15 protein-coding genes are annotated in these 16,832 nt (G+C 61.0%); 9 read left to right on the top strand and 6 right to left on the bottom strand.

Annotated elements, in window-relative coordinates:
- Positions 1 to 54: 54 nt before the first annotated feature.
- Positions 55 to 849 carry a sulfite exporter TauE/SafE family protein gene (locus M0D64_RS03845; protein WP_266256678.1) on the bottom strand — a complete coding sequence of 265 codons (795 nt, stop codon included), beginning with the start codon at positions 847 to 849 and terminating at the stop codon, positions 55 to 57.
- 191 nt (positions 850 to 1,040) lie between these two features.
- On the bottom strand, positions 1,041 to 2,225 hold the full coding sequence (locus M0D64_RS03840) for an acyltransferase (RefSeq protein ID WP_266256677.1): 1,185 nt from the start codon (positions 2,223 to 2,225) through the stop codon (positions 1,041 to 1,043).
- A 398-nt stretch (positions 2,226 to 2,623) separates the two neighbouring features.
- On the opposite strand from M0D64_RS03840, the gene M0D64_RS03835 reads away from it, so the two are divergent.
- The 4 genes from M0D64_RS03835 (at position 2,624) to M0D64_RS03820 (ending at position 7,285) form a co-directional block, all read left to right on the top strand.
- Positions 2,624 to 3,730, top strand: coding sequence for an OpgC domain-containing protein (locus tag M0D64_RS03835; protein ID WP_266256676.1), 1,107 nt, complete (start codon positions 2,624 to 2,626; stop codon positions 3,728 to 3,730).
- 134 nt (positions 3,731 to 3,864) lie between these two features.
- Positions 3,865 to 5,409: a tannase/feruloyl esterase family alpha/beta hydrolase gene (locus M0D64_RS03830; protein ID WP_266256770.1), complete on the top strand. Its 1,545-nt coding sequence runs from the start codon at positions 3,865 to 3,867 to the stop codon at positions 5,407 to 5,409.
- Between the two features lie 191 nt (positions 5,410 to 5,600).
- On the top strand, positions 5,601 to 6,527 hold the full coding sequence (locus tag M0D64_RS03825) for an ABC transporter ATP-binding protein (protein ID WP_154563547.1): 927 nt from the start codon (positions 5,601 to 5,603) through the stop codon (positions 6,525 to 6,527).
- Positions 6,524 to 7,285, top strand: coding sequence for an ABC transporter permease (locus tag M0D64_RS03820; protein ID WP_093633049.1), 762 nt, complete (start codon positions 6,524 to 6,526; stop codon positions 7,283 to 7,285). Before M0D64_RS03825 ends, M0D64_RS03820 begins: the two co-directional genes overlap by 4 nt.
- A 72-nt stretch (positions 7,286 to 7,357) precedes the next feature.
- On the opposite strand, the gene M0D64_RS03815 is transcribed toward M0D64_RS03820, so the two are convergent.
- A complete protein-coding gene (locus tag M0D64_RS03815; RefSeq protein ID WP_154563549.1) occupies positions 7,358 to 8,359 on the bottom strand; it encodes a LuxR family transcriptional regulator in 1,002 nt (333 codons plus the stop codon).
- A 184-nt stretch (positions 8,360 to 8,543) separates the two neighbouring features.
- Here M0D64_RS03815 and M0D64_RS03810 point away from each other — a divergent pair, with 184 nt between their 5' ends.
- A complete protein-coding gene (locus tag M0D64_RS03810; RefSeq protein WP_266256675.1) occupies positions 8,544 to 9,455 on the top strand; it encodes a helix-turn-helix domain-containing protein in 912 nt (303 codons plus the stop codon).
- Between the two features lie 606 nt (positions 9,456 to 10,061).
- Positions 10,062 to 10,487 (top strand): DUF3830 family protein, encoded by a 426-nt coding sequence (locus M0D64_RS03805; protein ID WP_154563554.1) that lies wholly within the window; start codon positions 10,062 to 10,064, stop codon positions 10,485 to 10,487.
- Positions 10,488 to 10,616: 129 nt separating this feature from the next.
- On the opposite strand, the gene M0D64_RS03800 is transcribed toward M0D64_RS03805, so the two are convergent.
- From M0D64_RS03800 to shiA, 3 genes are all read right to left on the bottom strand, one after another.
- Positions 10,617 to 10,745 carry an oxalate:formate antiporter gene (locus M0D64_RS03800; protein ID WP_093633004.1) on the bottom strand — a complete coding sequence of 43 codons (129 nt, stop codon included), beginning with the start codon at positions 10,743 to 10,745 and terminating at the stop codon, positions 10,617 to 10,619.
- Positions 10,746 to 10,755: 10 nt separating this feature from the next.
- Positions 10,756 to 12,159 (bottom strand): OFA family MFS transporter, encoded by a 1,404-nt coding sequence (locus M0D64_RS03795; protein WP_266256674.1) that lies wholly within the window; start codon positions 12,157 to 12,159, stop codon positions 10,756 to 10,758.
- Positions 12,160 to 12,510: 351 nt separating this feature from the next.
- Positions 12,511 to 13,839, bottom strand: coding sequence for a shikimate transporter (gene shiA / locus M0D64_RS03790; RefSeq protein WP_266256673.1), 1,329 nt, complete (start codon positions 13,837 to 13,839; stop codon positions 12,511 to 12,513).
- Positions 13,840 to 14,206: 367 nt separating this feature from the next.
- Between shiA and M0D64_RS03785 the strand changes: the two genes are divergently transcribed.
- From M0D64_RS03785 to frc, 3 genes are all read left to right on the top strand, one after another.
- The gene (locus M0D64_RS03785; protein WP_266256672.1) at positions 14,207 to 14,443 is read left to right on the top strand and encodes a hypothetical protein; all 237 of its coding nucleotides are present in this window, start codon (positions 14,207 to 14,209) and stop codon (positions 14,441 to 14,443) included.
- Positions 14,421 to 15,140: a GntR family transcriptional regulator gene (locus M0D64_RS03780; protein WP_266238784.1), complete on the top strand. Its 720-nt coding sequence runs from the start codon at positions 14,421 to 14,423 to the stop codon at positions 15,138 to 15,140. Before M0D64_RS03785 ends, M0D64_RS03780 begins: the two co-directional genes overlap by 23 nt.
- A gap of 441 nt (positions 15,141 to 15,581) precedes the next feature.
- On the top strand, positions 15,582 to 16,829 hold the full coding sequence (frc, locus tag M0D64_RS03775; RefSeq protein WP_154563565.1) for a formyl-CoA transferase: 1,248 nt from the start codon (positions 15,582 to 15,584) through the stop codon (positions 16,827 to 16,829).
- Positions 16,830 to 16,832: the final 3 nt, after the last annotated feature.

Raw genomic sequence — 16,832 nt, 5'->3', positions numbered from 1 at the left:
ATGAGCAATGAGTAGCAATGCGCGTTCCACGGCTGGCCCGCACAGCCCACACCCCTACAAAACCCCGGATTTCCAGACCATTTGCGCAGCGGCTGCCAGAACGAACACCAGAACCAGAACGCGAAACGCCCCCGGCGGCAATCTGTCTCTAAGCGGCCGTACCAATAGTATTCCCGCGATCACCGGCACACTCGCGCACACCGAAATGACCAGATCGCTCCAGCTGGCATGCGCACCGCCGCTAAACGTGGCAACCAGCGTGATGATCGACACCACCAGAATAATTGCGATCTGCTTCGTAAAGACTTTTCCCGTGGCGCCCGTGGCGATCAGATACATCGCCAGCAAAGGCCCGGGCACCGAAGCGATGCTCTCCATCACCGCCGCCCCGAATCCCAGTACGAAGCCCGCCGGCTTCGCCCATTTCGGTGACAGCGTGAGCCGCGGCGAAAGCAACAGGAGCAGCGTCGCAACGATCAGCAATACACCGGCAGCAGCCTGCGCGCGATGGGGCGCAAGCGAAATCAGTACGCTCACGCCGACGATGTTGCCGATCACCGTACCGATCAAGGGCGCGGCAATGCGCCGGATCGTCGGCAGCATGTCGCCGCCTTCCAGTGCCTGTGGAATATTGCCGAGAATGATCGGCATCGACAGTAGTAGAACGGCCTCCTTGATCGGCATGAACTGGCTGAGAATCGGCATCGCTACCAGCGGCACGCCGATACTCACCACGCCCTTGACCATTCCGCCCAGCAATAGCGCCGCAACAATGCCGACCAGCGCGTAAAGGCTGAGCGTCTGCAGGCTCGCGCCAAGCACGCCGTTGGCGAAACTGAAATGAAACATCGTTGAAGTCCGCGAGCCCACCGCGCGGACCAGATGGACCGGAGTTCGCGCGGGCAGTGGCTTGTTTTTATCGTTCGGCCTGTTCAGTGCCTGCGTGTCGCGCAAGGGTCGAAGCAGCCGGCTAAGTGAGGCCGCATGATACCGCGCCCTTACTCATGTCGCATGAAAGCAGAACGTAATGGATGAGTCCTTCAGGCGGCATCTGAAGCGGTGCTTTTTTCTCTCAACGCATGCCCGTTGCGAGCGGTAAAAGTGGCTGGCGTTTGCGCATCCATTGGCGTCGTGGTGTCCAACGGCGCACGCCGCGTTTTCAAGCGAAGAATCGGTGCTTCGATCAAGTGCCAGGACAACACGGCCATCGTCAGCGAAATCAGGAACGACGCGACAATCCCGCTGACATGCGCCCATAGTGGCACGGTACCGCCGAAGAACACTGTGGCGTGATGGTTGCGGGTCAGGTCCGGAATCAGATTGTGATAGAGATAAAAGCCGTAGCTGATGCGCCCGAAGTTCACTAGCCAGCCGGTTTCGAGCAGGCCGATCACCGCCGCGTTGCGGCAGCACGCTATCGAACACACCAGTGCCGCGATGCAGAGGCCATACAAGCCACTGACCGTCGTGAAGGCAAGCGAACTGCCCGACTGACTCCACGTGGGCTCAGTCGTACAAAAGCCCACAAGGCCAACGCTCAACACGAACAGCGTCATGCCATGTCCGAGCACGACTCGCAAGCGGCTCTCTTTTCCGGCGATCATCAAGCCGCCAATCCCGCCCAATGCCAGCAGCCAGAAGTTGGTCAGCGGATGCGTATAAATCGTGATGTCCTGCCACTGTGCCGCACGCATCGCCAGTAGCGAAACCAGTCCAACCGCGACGATCGCAAGGCACACCGCGCGATGCCGCCGCGCCGCAACCAGCAGCAATAACGGCGCAAACACAAGATAGAACTGCTCCTCGATCGCGAGACTCCAGAGATGCGAGTAACGTCCCGGCCAGTAATGCAGCACCGAGCCGATCCAGAAGTTCGACAGATAGGCGAAATGAAACGGCATGCCACTCGCGAGCTCCGGGCTCGCCATCCCGAGCGCCATTAGCACGCACATCACCACCAGCATCAGGTAGTAAATCGGAAAAATGCGCAACGTGCGGCGAAACAGAAAGCGCTTCAATTCCACTCCGAACCGGCTCCCGTTTGTTTCGATGCGCGCGCGTTGTGCGGACAGAATACCGATGATCAGAAAGCCGCTTAGCGCGAAGAAGATCCACACGCCAAGATGGCCAATCTCGCCGATGTCGCCGAATAAACGGTGCTGAAAAAAGACCATCAGGACTGCAATCGCGCGCAATCCGTCGAAACCTGCAATCCTGTTGTTCATGTGGTTATCTTCCAGTGCGAAGGCGGTGCGCAAGGCGCTGCCGTTCAGGGCGAGACTACGATGAAAAAAAGCGAAAAAAATCGCGCATCGCAATCGATGATTTTTTTCAGTGACCTTTACCGATCGTGCTCGTGCTGGATGGTTTGAAAGCCGCAAAACTTGCTGCAAGAGTTTCCACCAACCGGAGCGTGACGAATCAGTATTACTGCATGCCGACATCTGATTTTCAGATTGCCGGCACTCCGAACGTATTTAGAGGGAGGTTGTCAGCGTGTGTCGACGTGGCGCACGGTATCGGTGGGAACGTTTTATTCTCATGGAGTTCCTACATGGAACTCCCTGTGTATGACCGCTTTTCACGGCGCATTGCACGCACGCGCCATCTTGCGAGAACCAGAATGGACACCCGCCGCGGACGCTCGATCGAAGTGGATTTCTTCCGCGGCGTCGTGTTGATCGTCATCGTGCTGGACCACATTCCCGGTAGCGCGCTGTCGCATCTGATGTTGCACACCTATGCCCTGTGTGACTCGGCGGAAGTGTTTGTGTTCCTTGGCGGCTATGCGTCGGCGGCAGCGTTTACAGCGGTACTCGCGGGCCGTGGCGAAGGTGCGGCGAAGATGCGTTTCGTCAGGCGCTGCTGGGAGATCTATCGCGCCTATCTGTTGACGGCCGTATTGACGCTGCTGTCCGGCGCCGTCCTCGCGGTATTGCATCTGAACCAGCCGATGGTCGACCTGACCGGCTGGCAGCCGTTCGCGGTTCAACCGCTGCGCGAAGCGTTCGATATTGCCGTGCTGCGGCGTCAGCCGTATTTGTCGAGCGTGCTGCCCATGTACGTGATCTTTGCGCTATTCGTGCCATTCGTGGTGCCGTTGGCGCGCCGGTCGTCGCTCGCGGCGCTGGGCCTGAGCATGACGATCTGGGCGCTTGCCCGGCCACTGGCCGCGCTTTTCAGCATTGACGACGTGGCCGACTGGGCTTTTAATCCGTTTGCATGGCAACTGATGTTCGTGCTCGGCATTCTGTGCCGGGTGCAACCCGTCAGCGAGCGCTTTCACGCCACCCGCACGGCGCACTGGTTCACGCGTGCCGCAGTGGTCGCGGTGCTGGGGTTCGCCATTGTTAAACTCTTTGTATTGACGCAGCCGCTGCCCGGCTTGAATAAACAGAACCTTTCCGTGGAACGCGTGATCAACTTTCTCGTCATCGCCTGGCTCGCCGCGCAGTTCGTGCGCACGGGCAGCATCGCGTGGCTCGCACAGCGGTTGCCGGCCGTGGTGACGGTCGGCCGTACCGGGCTCGTGTGTTTTGTCGGCGGGACGCTGGTGTCGTTGATCGTCGATACGGCAACGCCGCATACGTTCCACGGTTTTCGCGGCACGTTGATCGGACTCGGCGGCGATCTGGTCGCCATCGGTGCGGTGCTGATGATCGCGCGCGGCTGGAACGACTGGAAAGGGCCGCGCTCGCGCGCCGCTGTCAACGGCGCGGGTTACGGATGAGGGCGCGGGTGCGCCATGTCCGCCATGGGCTTTCTACGGGGCGTTCACGCACGGCCGTCACGGTGGCCGGCGCAGTGCTTTGGCTGACGAACGCCTCGCAGGCATTCGCCGAGCCCAAGGACGCGCCGCTCGCCATGCGTTGCGCGGAATTCGCGGGCGCGGTGTTGCCCCCCGAACTGATCGCCTTGCCCACGGCTGGCGCGCAGATCGAAAGTGCGGCGATGGTCGCGGCCACGGCGCCCGGCAATCAGCAAGGCGGCGAATATTGCCGTATCACCGGGCGCATCAAGGCGCTCAAGGCCAGCACGCCTGATATCCGCTTCGACCTGAATCTGCCGCGACGTTGGAACGGCCGCGCGTTGCAGATCGGCGGCGGGGGCTACAACGGCGTGGTGGTGAGCGGTACGGGCGTGATGCCGTTCTCTCCGGATCGCGCACCGCTCGCGCAAGGCTATGCAACCTTCGGCGACGACTCGGGGCATGTGGGCGATTCGTCGCTCGCGGTGTTCGGCCTCGTGGATGAGGCGGTGACGAATTTCGGCTACGCGCATCTGAAGAAAACGCACGACGCCGCGCTCGCGCTGATTGCGCGCGCTTATGGCCGGCCGCCACAACGGATGTATTTCGCCGGCGGCTCGACGGGCGGCCGCGAAGGCTACACGGTGATGCAGCGTTATCCCGACGACTACGACGGCGTGATCGCCAATTCGCCCGCGCTCAACTTTTCCGGCGTGCGTTTGATGGGCGTGAAGCTCGGTCAGGCGGAATACGCGACGCCCGGCGGTTTCATTCCACCGCTATTGCTCGAGCATGTGTATCAACGCACGCTCGCGGTGTGTGACCGGCTCGATGGCGCGGCGGACGGCGTGATTAGCGACGTCGAAGAGTGCAAGGAACACGAAGCGGAAATCATCGCCTCGTTGCGCTGCGCCGGACGAACCCCCTCGCATGACGAGTGCCTCACCGACGCGCAACTCTCCACCTTGCTGGTGATGCGCGATGGCCTGTCGTTGCCCTACAAGCTGGCGTGGAACGTTAGCGGCTATCGCGGCTACAACGTCTTTCAGGGCACGCATCTGACCGGCATGCTCGGCCTGGGGCATCAAGCCGGGCGTCTGCCGGTGCCGACGTTCTTCGCCAACGGCTACCTGTTCGCGCAGGGCGACGGCTACATCCGCTACTTCGTGGCCCGCGATGCGGAGTTCGACTCGCTCAGGTTCGACCCGCTTCATCCCGGCAAATATCGCGGCCAGCTCATCGCGCTCTCACAGACGATAGGTGCGATGAACCCCGGCCTGGCCCGCTACATCGCGAAAGGCGGCAAGCTCATCACACTGCAAGGCCTCGCCGACGAAGTCATCAGCCCGAACCAGACGATCGCCTACTACGAAGCGCTGATCGATCGCTTCGGCATCGACCAGGTCGATGCGTTCATGCGGCTCTACATGGTGCCGGGTTTCCAGCATGGCAGCGGGGTGTTCATCCCCTCGGTGGATCTGCTGGGTGCGCTCGACAATTGGGTAACGCGTGGCGTATCGCCCGAAACGTTGACCGCTACGGATATCGCGGCCGCGACCAACGGACGCTCGCGGCCGTTGTGCCGTTACCCGCTGTTTCCCCGCTATATCGGCAAGGGCAATGTGAATCTCGCCAGCAGTTTCGCGTGCGCCGAACCGTGACGGGGTGCGGCCTGTCGGACAAGAACCCCGGCCGGCCCTGAAAGGCTGACACGCTCGCCGGCGGTATCCGTTCCTCCGAAATCTCGCGGTTGCGCTGCACGCTTTCCCACTTTCAATTACATTGCGGGTGCGGCGGCGTATTCGTCCCGCCCCCTTTTAATCCAATACCGGTGTCTGCCATCGTCGAATCCATGCAGCCTATCGTCTCGGTCACGAATCTGTCGAAAACCTATGCCACGGGTTTTCATGCACTAAAAAACATCAATCTGGCGATCAATCGCGGAGAAATCTTCGCCTTGCTTGGCCCCAACGGGGCGGGCAAGACCACCCTCATCAGCATCATTTGCGGCATTGTCAACGCGAGCGTTGGCAGCGTGATGGTGGACGGCCGCGACATCGCGACGGACTATCGCGGCGCACGCTCGCTGATCGGCCTCGTGCCGCAGGAACTCACCACCGACTCGTTCGAAACCGTCTGGGCGACCGTCTCGTTCAGCCGCGGGCTGTTCGGCAAGCCGAAAAATCCCGCTTACATCGAAAAGATCCTGCGCGATCTGTCGCTGTGGGAAAAACGCGATAACAAGATCATTACGCTGTCGGGCGGCATGAAGCGTCGCGTGCTGATTGCGAAGGCGCTCTCGCACGAACCGCGCGTGCTGTTTCTCGACGAACCCACGGCCGGTGTCGATGTCGAGTTGCGCCGCGATATGTGGAAGCTGGTGCGCTCGCTCACCGCAAGCGGTGTGACGATCATTCTCACCACGCACTATATCGACGAAGCCGAGGAAATGGCTGACCGCATCGGCGTGATCAATGCGGGCGAAATCATGCTGGTGGAAGAGAAGACGGAATTGATGCGCAAACTCGGCAAGAAGCAGTTGACGCTGCAACTGGAGAGTTCGCTCGACGAGGTGCCGTCGGCGCTGGCCGGATATGGGCTGGATGTCGCCAAGGGTGGCAATGAGTTGATCTACACGTATGAGGGCGACGGCGGGCGTACCGACATCATCGCGCTGCTCAAGGCGCTCGACGATGCCGGCATCCGCTTCAAGGATCTGCATACGACGCAAAGTTCGCTCGAAGACATCTTCGTCAGTCTGCTCCGAGGTAACTCATGAATATCTACGCAATCCGCGCGATCTATAAGTTCGAGATGGCGCGCACCTGGCGCACGCTGATGCAGAGCATCATCGCACCGGTGATCTCGACTTCGCTTTACTTCGTCGTGTTCGGCGCGGCCATCGGCTCGCGTATCAAGGAAGTGGATGGCATCAGTTACGGCGCGTTCATCGTGCCGGGTCTGATCATGCTTTCGCTGCTGTCGCAAAGCATTTCGAATGCGTCGTTCGGGATTTACTTTCCGCGCTTTACCGGCACGATCTACGAGTTGCTGTCGGCGCCGGTGTCTTATCTCGAGATCGTGGTGAGCTATGTGGGCGCGGCGGCCACCAAATCGATTCTGCTCGGCTTGATCATTCTGGCTACGGCCGGCCTGTTCGTGCCACTGCAGGTGCAGCATCCGTTCTGGATGATTCTGTTTCTGGTGTTGACTGCGGTGACGTTCAGTCTGCTCGGTTTCATTATCGGCATCTGGGCGGATAGCTTCGAGAAGCTGCAACTCGTGCCGCTCCTGATCATCACGCCGCTTACGTTCCTCGGCGGCAGTTTCTATGCGGTCAATATGTTGCCGCCGTTCTGGAAGGTCGTGACGCTGTTCAATCCGATCGTTTATCTGGTCAGCGGTTTTCGCTGGAGCTTCTATGGTCTCGCCGATGTTGATGTCGGTGTCAGCCTCGGGATGACCGCGTTGTTTCTGGCGGTGTTTCTGGTGATCGTTGCCTGGATCTTCAAGACCGGGTACCGGCTCAAGAGCTGACAGCGCTCACGACTCAAGCGCATGCGGCCGGCTCGACATGCGCGCCGGCCGCGGTGCTCTTTCATCCCTCTCTTAAGTCACATACCCCTGCGCCACATTGATCAGCTGCACGCGATTGCGCACGTTGAACAACTGCCGCAAGCGCCGCAAGTGGTAGTCGACGTTATGCGGCGATAGCCCGAGGAAGTAGGCGATTTCCTTGTCGCGCTGTCCCTGTACAACCGCCTTCAGTACTGCATGCTGCAATTCGCTCAACGCGACGCGCTGCTGCTGCTCGGGTGCGATCCCGATCACGCTTTTCGCGTGCGTCCAGATGAATTCATGGATCGTGTGCGCGAACATCAGCGTTTCGGCCACGATCGATTCCGTCATCCAGCGCGGGTTGCCGATCTCCGAGTTGAAGCACAAGCTCGCACTCAGCTCCGGCTCGGGCAGCGGCATCTGCGTGAGAATCCCGCTTTTGCGGCCGTTGGCCTCCAGCATGTCGATCAGCCCGCCGAGCCGCTCGCTGCGCATCTGCGCGCGCGGCAGATCGGCGCGCATGTCGGCGGTGTTCCAGAGGAACGGCATGCCGGTCGGCGACGCCAGCGCGACGCGCGGATCGAGCTCGAAATAACGCTCGCGGAAATAGCGCGTGAGCCATGTCTGCGACTCGTAGCTGGTCAGCACGAACATCGACTTGTGATGCGCGGTGGTGCGCGTGGCCGAATAGCTGAACGAGTCGAAGCCGAGTTGTTTGATGCGCCGCCGCACGAATTCGATGCGGTCCTGCGCACTGCCAAAACGCACCAGCGGACTGATGACGGGCGCTGCACGTCGTGCGGCGGGCGAGGGTGTGCCGATCTCCTCTTCGGTGAAGAGCGTCAGGAAGCCGGTGGGCGATATGCCTGACGCCATGCGGGTTGATGTCCTGGATGCTTCAGCCGCGTGGGCTGTTTTCTCGAGTTGCCGCGTGCCGGCCGGGTAAGCCGGTTGTGCGGTAACCGCTGAGTTGTATGCCGCCGACACGTGGCTGGCCTCGCCTTGCGGCGAGCCGGTCAGCCAATGCGGCAACGTATCGCATTCGTGTTCCATGAAACGGTAGCTCCGGCGTTCGAAACGCGTGAAAGACGACAACCTGGATGATTAACTATTTCCAAATATTACGGTAGCCGGTTCCTTGCTATCATTTTTGAGATCTTGCGCTGACCTCTAACCGGCGACTCGGGTGCGGCAGGGTTTGCTCATGTGCATATAGGACCTCCCTGAAAGAGACGTGATGGCAAAAATTCCAAAGCTGACAACGACGCTTGCCTACGACCGCTATATGGCGGGCCAGAAACTGGTGTCGAGCGTGGATCGCCCATGGCGGCACCTGGTGCTGCGCTCGTATCTCGAACCTGACGAGCAGGAACTGCTGGAGGCGCCCGGCCTGCAGGACGTCACGCTGATGACGCTCGGCAGCGGCGCCGAACACCTCGAGCGCAACCTCGACGGACGCTGGGAGAGCGCCGACCTGCGTGTGGGCGCCGTCTGGTTCGTGCCGCCCGCGCCGATCTCGTGGCGCTGGCGTTCGATCAGCGATGAGCCGCTGTCGACCGTTCATTTGCACCTGGAGCGCAGCCTGATCGACAGCGTCGCCGACCAGATGGAGCTGGACGGTTCACGCGAGCTGTCGCTGGGCGACGCAATGCAGTTTCACGATCCACTGATCGCCGAGATGCTTGGCGCATTGCATCGCGCCGCGGGCGATCCCGCCGACTCGCGGCTGTATGTCGACGCGCTGGCCCACGCGCTCGCCGCTCATCTGTTGCAACATTACTCGCGCGGCCGTGACGCCGAGGCCGGCCTGCCGCCGCATCCCGAGCGGCTGGTGCCACGCCGCATCCGCCGTGTAACCGATTACATTCGTGCCAATCTTGCCGCCGATCTGGCCATCAGCGAACTGGCCGCGCAGGCCGGGTTAAGCAGCTTTCACTTTGCGCGTGTGTTCCGTCGCGAGACCGGTGAAACACCCCATCAGTTCGTCACGCGCTTGCGTCTCGAGGAAGCCGCGAGGCTGCTGCGCGCCACCGATCAGCCGGTGTTGCAAATCGCGCTTGCGGTTGGTTTCGAGAATGCCAGTCATTTCTCCGTGCAGTTCAAGCGTGGCTACGGCGTAACGCCGCTTGCCTACCGGCTGCGCGGCTGAGCGTCAGGTTGCGCGGCTGGATCGTGCGGGCGGCTCGCCACGATGCGATGCCCGAGCGGCATGCCGACGGTTGACGGCACGCGGGATTCGTCGGTCGCGACACGCTATGCTGCTGCGTAGCGCGGGAACGCCTAGTCGCCGCGTGGCACCGTGTATCGAGGCCGGTCGCGGTGGGTTGTCGAGGGCAAGGTTTGATGAAGCGCCGAAAACGGCAATCACGCACTTTTCGCAGTTTGCTGCGCATTGCGCGGCTTGCAAACTACGAAGTTTCGTGGCGCGATTGAGGATGGACCTGGCATGGATGCACCTCGGTGCTGTTCCGGCCAATTTCGAAGCCGTCGGGTTCCATGCGCGGTGAAGGAAAGAACCGCTTGCAACCATTGTGCCTGCTGGTTTGTGGTGGCCGACGGCGGGGCGCAATGAGCGCGCGGCAGCCTGCGCGATGTGTGGCCGTCGCTGCCACCGGACTAACTGGCCTGACCAGTTGTACGGCAACTGTATCTGTCGAAGCCTTGCACCGGCCGACAGAATGTTGTGCCGACGGCTTGGCCCGAGCCGGCGTCTGACCGACCTCTCCACTCAACCCTTCACACCGGATATCTAGCGATGACCCGACTCCGAATCACCTCCTGCGGCCATGTCTTTACCGCCGAAACGCATCCCGACGCGCCGCAAACGGTGGCCGCCTTTCTGAAGCTTCTGCCGTACCGTCAGAAGATCATTCACGTGCGCTGGAGCGGCGAGGGCTGCTGGGTGCCGCTCGGCGACTTCAAGCTCGAAAACGACGGCGTGGCAGTCGGCTTCGAAAATCACACAAGCCATCCGTCGGTGGGCGACATCCTGTTCTATCCGGGCGGCTACAGCGAAACGGAGATCATTCTTGCGTATGGCTCGTGCTGCTTCGCAAGCAAGCTGGGTCAGCTCGCGGGCAATCACTTTCTGACCATCGTCGAAGGCAAGGAAAAGCTGCGCGAACTCGGCACCAAGGTGTTGTGGGAAGGTGCGCAAGACGTGCTGTTCGAGAAGATCTGAAGCGGCGGCGGTGCGGGGTACCCGCAGTAGCCGGAGGCGGAGGGTAGGAGAACGCGCGCAACTTGCGCGCGCGTCGAAAAGCTTTGCTGGCACCTCGCACATTGCATCGTGCGGGGTGCCGTTCAACACTTACTTGAACAGCTTCATCGCTTGCGAGAGCGTATTGAACACGCCCCATGCCAGCGGCAGTGTCACATACAGCCAGAAGACGGCGAGCTTGACCTTGTTGGTCGGATGAACGGCTTGAACGGTCGACATGCGAGTCTCCTTAGGCGCCTTTGGCGAGTTGTGCGTCAGTCATGTGATGCTTGTCGTCGACACGCTTGACCAGCAGGTTGCAGACGAAACCGATCACCAGCAGCACCACCATGATGTGGATCGTCATCGTGTAGGCATCCGCCTTGGCCACGCCGTGCGCCACTTGATAGGCACGGATGTAATTCACCAGCACCGGACCGGCGACACCCGCCGCGGCCCAGGCGGTCAGCAGCCGGCCATGAATGCCGCCGACGAACGCCGTGCCGAACATGTCCGCGAGATACGCGGGCACTGTTGCGAAGCCGCCGCCGTACATCGACAGGATCACGCAGTAGGCGAGCACGAACAGGGCGATCTGGCCGGAAGCCGCGAAGCCGGGCACGAGGTAGTACAGCACGGCGCCGAGCGCGAAGAAGATGAAGTAGGTGTTCTTGCGGCCGATCCAGTCCGAAGCCGAGGCCCACACGAAACGTCCGCCCATGTTGAACAGCGAGAGCAGGCCGACGAAACCAGCCGCCGCGGCAGCCGTCACGGTGTCCTTGAAGCTCTCCTGAATCATCACCGACGCCTGGCCGAGAATGCCGATGCCGGCCGTCACGTTCAGGAACAGCACCAGCCAGATCAGATAGAACTGCGGCGTCTTCAACGCCTGATCGATGTGCACGTGGTTACGCGAAATCATCTTCTTCTGGCTGGTCGCGGGCGGCGTCCAGCCGGCCGGCTTCCAGTCCGCCGGCGGCACGCGAATCGCGAGTGCGCCGATCGACATCGAGATGAAGTACGCAATGCCGAGCACGACGAAGGTCTCCGCCACGCCGATGCTGGTCGCGCTGCGGAAGTGATTCATCAACGCCACCGACAAGGGCGCGGCAATCATCGCGCCGCCGCCGAAGCCCATGATCGCCATGCCGGTCGCCATGCCGCGACGGTCCGGGAACCAGCGGATTAACGTCGACACCGGCGACACGTAACCGAGTCCGAGTCCGATCCCGCCGATCACGCCGTAGCCGAGATAGAGCAGCGCGATCTGATGCAGGTGCACGCCGAGCGCGGAGACGAGGAAGCCGCCGCCGAAGCAGCACGCGGCGGTGAACATCGTGCGGCGCGGGCCGACATGTTCGAGCCACTTGCCGGCAAACGCCGCCGACAAACCCAGGAACACGATTGCCAGCGAAAAGATCCAGCCGAGCGAGGTCAGCGACCAGTCGTCAGCGGCGGATTGCGTGATGCCGATGACTTTCGTCAGCGGACCGTTGAACACGGAGAAGGCGTACGCCTGACCGATACACAGGTGAACGGCGAGCGCTGCGGGCGGAACCATCCAGCGCGAAAATCCCGGTTTCGCAACGGTGGCCTGTTTGGAAAAGAATGGGGCAGAGCCTGAATTCCCGCTCGGCTCGGTGATACTGCTCATGGTCGGTCTCCGGTGTGACGAATGCTTTGTTATCGGCGTTTCATACGCATTGCTTTAGCGTCGCGGCGTAAAAATTGCTGATTCATGTGGCCTCGATATATGTATTTTTATTTCATATGACGGGCGCTAAATTCAGACAAAACTTGTTCCGTCGAACGATAGGGTGCGAACCTGGCGTTTGCAATATGAGATGCAAATGCATAAGGCATTAGCCTGATGAAATGCGACCGTAATCTGTCGAATTGCGGCAGTGCGGCACGAACACCAGAAATCCAGCATTCATTCAAAAGCCAACGGGCCGGCCGTGGCACCTTTGCCACGCCGGCCCGTCGCAATCCTCATCGGCAGGAATCAGGCGACCGTGCGCCCCGTCTTCATCTTCGCCGCCACCAGTACCGAGATCAGACAGCCGATCGCCAGATACGCCGCCACCGGATGCCAGGAGCCGCCGGCAAAGCTGACCAGCGCCACTGCGATAAACGGCGTGAAGCCGCCGCCGACCACGCTCGCCACCTGATAACCGACGCCCGCGCCGCTATAGCGGTACTCGGTGCCGAACAGTTCGGTGAACATCGGCTGCTGCACGCTCACAACCATGTCGTGGGCGACGTTGGCGAGCATGACGGCGAAGATCACGATCCACACCGTCGAGCGGGCTTCGAGCGCGAGGAAGAACGGCACCGCGCTGAACATGCCGACCAGCGCGCCGATGATGTACACGCGCCGACGGCCGAAACGGTCCGCCAGCCACGCGAAGCACGGAATCGTCACGCAGCTCACCGCGCCGACCAGCAGACCGATCGAGAGGAAGAACTCACGCGGCATGTGCAGATTCGCCGTCGAGTAGTTCAGTGCGAACGCGGTCACGATATACATCGTGAACAACTCGGCAAGGCGCAGCGCGATGATCAGCAGGAAAGCCTTGGGGTGCTTCAGCAAGGCCTCGACGATCGGCAGCCGCACGCTGCGTTCACCCCGTTCGCCGACCTTCTCGACGAACTCCTTCGATTCTTCCATGCTCGAGCGGATCCACAGCGCGATCAGCACCAGCACCACACTGAACAGGAAGGGCAGGCGCCAGCCCCAGCTCAGGAACGACGCGTTGTCCATCGAGCGGCTGATGATCGCGACAAGGCCAGTCGCGAGCACGAGGCCCACGCCATAGCCGACTTGCACGCCGCTGCTGTAGAACGCCTTCTTCTTCTCCGGCGCGCTTTCGACCGCCATCAAGGCCGCGCCACCCCATTCGCCGCCGACCGCGAAGCCCTGGATCGCGCGCAACGTGACGAGCAGCACCGGCGCCCACCAGCCGATGCTGGAGAAAGCCGGCAGCAGACCGATTGCCGCGGTGGAGAGGCCCATCATCATCACCGTGAGGACCAGCATGCGCTTGCGTCCAAGCCGGTCGCCGTAGTGGCCGAACACGAAACCGCCGAGCGGCCGGAACAGAAAGCCGACGCCGAAGGTCGCGAATGCGGCGAGCGTGCCCATCGCCGGGCTGACCTTCGGGAAGAACTCGGCGTTGAAAACGAGCGCGGCGACGATGCCATACAGCAGAAAGTCGTACCAGTCGACTACGGCGCCGACAAAGCTGCCGAGCGCCGCTTTACGTGCCTGGCTGCGCGCCACGCGGTTGTCGGTGATGGCCGTTTTCGGCGCTCGTGGGATAGTGGTACTCATATGAGGGTGTCTCCTTCGAATTCTCGGGTGCTGTCTGGAAGCGCGCGGCAGATGCAGGGCAGGAACGCTGCGGCTCATCACAGGATTCCCCGAAGGTTAATGATGCGAAGCGGTTCCCACAATCTGCATTCGGGTGAAATTGCGCGATCATCGAACGCGACTGCGCGAATAGCGCGCGTTTTGCGCGTTTACACCGAGCGTTGTGTGTTGAGACAAGCAGAGGAACCGCCCGCGGGTTGCCCGTGCTACCTTGAGCATGCAATCCTAAAAACAACAGTCACTGATATACCACATACGGAATATTGATTTTTGCGGCGCTGCAGCATATGATTGAGTCATCTATTCACTCAATCATTCGGAGTTACAAATGGAATTCGTTCCTCTCTCGCTGCTCGCCGTTGGTTTTGTAGGTTTGGGCTCTACCGCCACCGTTCTGCTGACCCGCTGGATCCCGCAGCCGGTTGCGCAACTTGCAGCGCAACATGGCCGGTTCGTCGGCCTGGGCGAGCAGGATGGCAGAATGGCCGCAGTGGCGCCCGCAGTGGTGCCGTATCGTACGCATGTTCAACAAGAGGCGATGAATGTCGTCAGAACTTCAAACTGAAGCAGTGGCCACACCCCTGACGTTGTCGTTGCAGCCGATCGGCGCGAGCGTGAGCTTGCGCGATCAGGCGTATGCCATGCTCCGCCAGGCCATTGCCGACGCGGATATCTACCGGACTCACGAAGAAATCCGCCTCGACGAGCGCGTGTTGAGCGAATCGCTGGGCGTGAGCCGCACGCCGGTGCGCGAGGCGATGACGCTGCTCGAACAGGAAGGTTTTTTGCGCATGGTGCCGCGGCGCGGCATCTACATCGTGCGCAAGAGTAAGCGTGAGATCGTCGAAATGATCCAGATGTGGGCCGCGCTCGAAAGCATGGCGGCGCGTCTTGCCACGCTGCACGCCACAGACGAGGAAATCGCCCGCCTGCGCCACATGTTCGACAATTTCCGCGACGCCACGCCGGCCGAGCACATCGCCGAGTATTCCGACGCCAACATCGCGTTCCATCAGGCGATCGTCGAGCTGTCGAAGTCGCAGATCATTCTCGACACGATCAAGAACATCTTCATCCACGTGCGGGCGATTCGCCGCATGACCATTTCGCAAAGCGACCGCGCGTCGCGTTCGATCGTTGACCACCTGCGCATTATTGAGGCACTGGAGCAGCGCGATACCGAACTGGCCGAGCGTCTTACACGCCAGCATTCGCTCGATCTGGCGACGTTCGTCGAAGCGAATTGCGATTTTCTGGATTGATGGCGGCTTAGGCGCCTGATTGGCGCAACGAATGGCAAAAGGCCCGCAGTGATCACGTCACAGCGGGCCTTTTGCTTTTCCGCTCCATTTCTTTCCTTCCTGGTCACCGCCTTGCAGTGGGGTTAAGCCCGGCTTGACGGTCTCTGAAATATGGTATGTGATATATCAAAGGAGATCGAGACAAGCAGCACACCTCGGTGTTTTCCCTCGAATCGAGCGGGCCGGAGCGGCGTTATCTCGCTGCAACGCAAGCCAGGCGGGCGTTCAGGGCAGAAATCCCGAAGCAGTCGCATTTTGAGATCGCGCTTGATTGAATCTGATATATCACATACCGTATGTACCGAGTCTAACCAGACATCCGCGCGAGCGGACGTTATCGAAGCGGGCGCGTCGGTCGATAACCGTTGCACACAACTGACTGATCAGGACAGGAGACTTGACATGAGCAAAGCACTCGACGGCGTGCGCATTCTCGATTTCACGCATGTGCAATCGGGCCCGACCTGCACGCAGTTGCTCGCGTGGTTCGGCGCGGACGTGATCAAGGTGGAGCGGGCTGGCGCCGGCGACATCACGCGCGAGCAACTACGGGACATTCCCGACGTGGACAGCTTGTACTTCACGATGCTCAATCACAACAAGCGCTCGGTCACGATCGATACCAAGAACCCGGAAGGCAAGCTGGTGCTCGAGGCGCTGATCCAGAAGTGCGACGTGCTGGTGGAGAATTTCGCACCGGGCGCACTGGACCGGATGGGCTTCACGTGGGAGCGGATTCAGGAGTTGAACCCGCGCATGATCGTGGCTTCGGTGAAGGGTTTCGGCCCGGGTCCTTACGAGGACTGCAAGGTCTACGAGAACGTTGCGCAATGCGCGGGCGGCGCGGCCTCGACCACCGGTTTCGACGATGGTCCGCCGGTGGTGAGCGGCGCGCAGATCGGCGACAGCGGCACGGGTTTGCATCTGGCGCTCGGCATTGTCACGGCGCTGTATCAGCGCACGCTAACCGGGCGCGGTCAGAAGGTGCTCGCCGCGATGCAGGACGGCGTGCTCAATCTGTGCCGCGTGAAGCTGCGCGACCAGCAGCGGCTCGAACGCACCGGCACGATGAAGGAGTATCCGCAATATCCGAACGGAACGTTCGGTGAAGCGGTGCCGCGCGCGGGGAATGCTTCGGGCGGCGGTCAACCGGGCTGGATCCTGAAGTGCAAGGGCTGGGAGACGGATCCGAATGCGTATATCTACTTCATCACGCAGGCGCCGGTGTGGGCGAAGATCTGCAACGTGATCGGCAAGGAAGAGTGGGCCACCGATCCAAACTACGCGACGCCTGCCGCGCGCTTGCCGCATCTGAAGGATATCTTTGCCGAGATCGAGCGGTGGACCATGACCAAGACCAAGTTCGAGGCCATGCAGATCCTCAACAAATACGACATTCCCTGCGGGCCGATTCTCTCGATGAAGGAAATCGCCGAAGAGCCGTCGCTGCGCAAGACCGGGACGATTGTCGAAGTGGATCATCCGACCCGCGGCAAGTATCTGACGGTTGGTAATCCTATCAAACTGTCGGACAGCCCGACCGAAGTCAAGCGCTCGCCGCTGCTGGGCGAGCATACCGACGAGGTGATGACCGAACTCGGCTACTCGCCCGAACAGATCAGCGCATTGCGGACCGCCGGCGCGATTTGAGAA

This window comes from Paraburkholderia sp. WS6, from assembly GCF_030464835.1.
GTDB lineage: Bacteria > Pseudomonadota > Gammaproteobacteria > Burkholderiales > Burkholderiaceae > Paraburkholderia > Paraburkholderia madseniana.
Note: the sequence above shows the minus strand (reverse complement) of the source record. Positions and strands in the feature narration are given on the sequence as shown.

Excerpts from the sequence above, each read along its gene's own strand:
- M0D64_RS03820 (WP_093633049.1), top strand. The coding sequence starts at position 6,524 with ATGAATATCTACGCAATCCGCGCGATCTATAAGTTCGAGATGGCGCGC.
- M0D64_RS03810 (WP_266256675.1), top strand. The coding sequence starts at position 8,544 with ATGGCAAAAATTCCAAAGCTGACAACGACGCTTGCCTACGACCGCTAT.
- M0D64_RS03805 (WP_154563554.1), top strand. The coding sequence starts at position 10,062 with ATGACCCGACTCCGAATCACCTCCTGCGGCCATGTCTTTACCGCCGAA.
- M0D64_RS03785 (WP_266256672.1), top strand. The coding sequence starts at position 14,207 with ATGGAATTCGTTCCTCTCTCGCTGCTCGCCGTTGGTTTTGTAGGTTTG.
- M0D64_RS03815 (WP_154563549.1), bottom strand. The coding sequence starts at position 8,359 with ATGGAACACGAATGCGATACGTTGCCGCATTGGCTGACCGGCTCGCCG.
- M0D64_RS03780 (WP_266238784.1), top strand. The coding sequence starts at position 14,421 with ATGTCGTCAGAACTTCAAACTGAAGCAGTGGCCACACCCCTGACGTTG.
- frc (WP_154563565.1), top strand. The coding sequence starts at position 15,582 with ATGAGCAAAGCACTCGACGGCGTGCGCATTCTCGATTTCACGCATGTG.
- M0D64_RS03795 (WP_266256674.1), bottom strand. The coding sequence starts at position 12,159 with ATGAGCAGTATCACCGAGCCGAGCGGGAATTCAGGCTCTGCCCCATTC.
- M0D64_RS03845 (WP_266256678.1), bottom strand. The coding sequence starts at position 849 with ATGTTTCATTTCAGTTTCGCCAACGGCGTGCTTGGCGCGAGCCTGCAG.
- shiA (WP_266256673.1), bottom strand. The coding sequence starts at position 13,839 with ATGAGTACCACTATCCCACGAGCGCCGAAAACGGCCATCACCGACAAC.
- M0D64_RS03835 (WP_266256676.1), top strand. The coding sequence starts at position 2,624 with ATGGACACCCGCCGCGGACGCTCGATCGAAGTGGATTTCTTCCGCGGC.
- M0D64_RS03840 (WP_266256677.1), bottom strand. The coding sequence starts at position 2,225 with ATGAACAACAGGATTGCAGGTTTCGACGGATTGCGCGCGATTGCAGTC.
- M0D64_RS03800 (WP_093633004.1), bottom strand. The coding sequence starts at position 10,745 with ATGTCGACCGTTCAAGCCGTTCATCCGACCAACAAGGTCAAGCTCGCC.
- M0D64_RS03830 (WP_266256770.1), top strand. The coding sequence starts at position 3,865 with ATGCGTTGCGCGGAATTCGCGGGCGCGGTGTTGCCCCCCGAACTGATC.
- M0D64_RS03825 (WP_154563547.1), top strand. The coding sequence starts at position 5,601 with ATGCAGCCTATCGTCTCGGTCACGAATCTGTCGAAAACCTATGCCACG.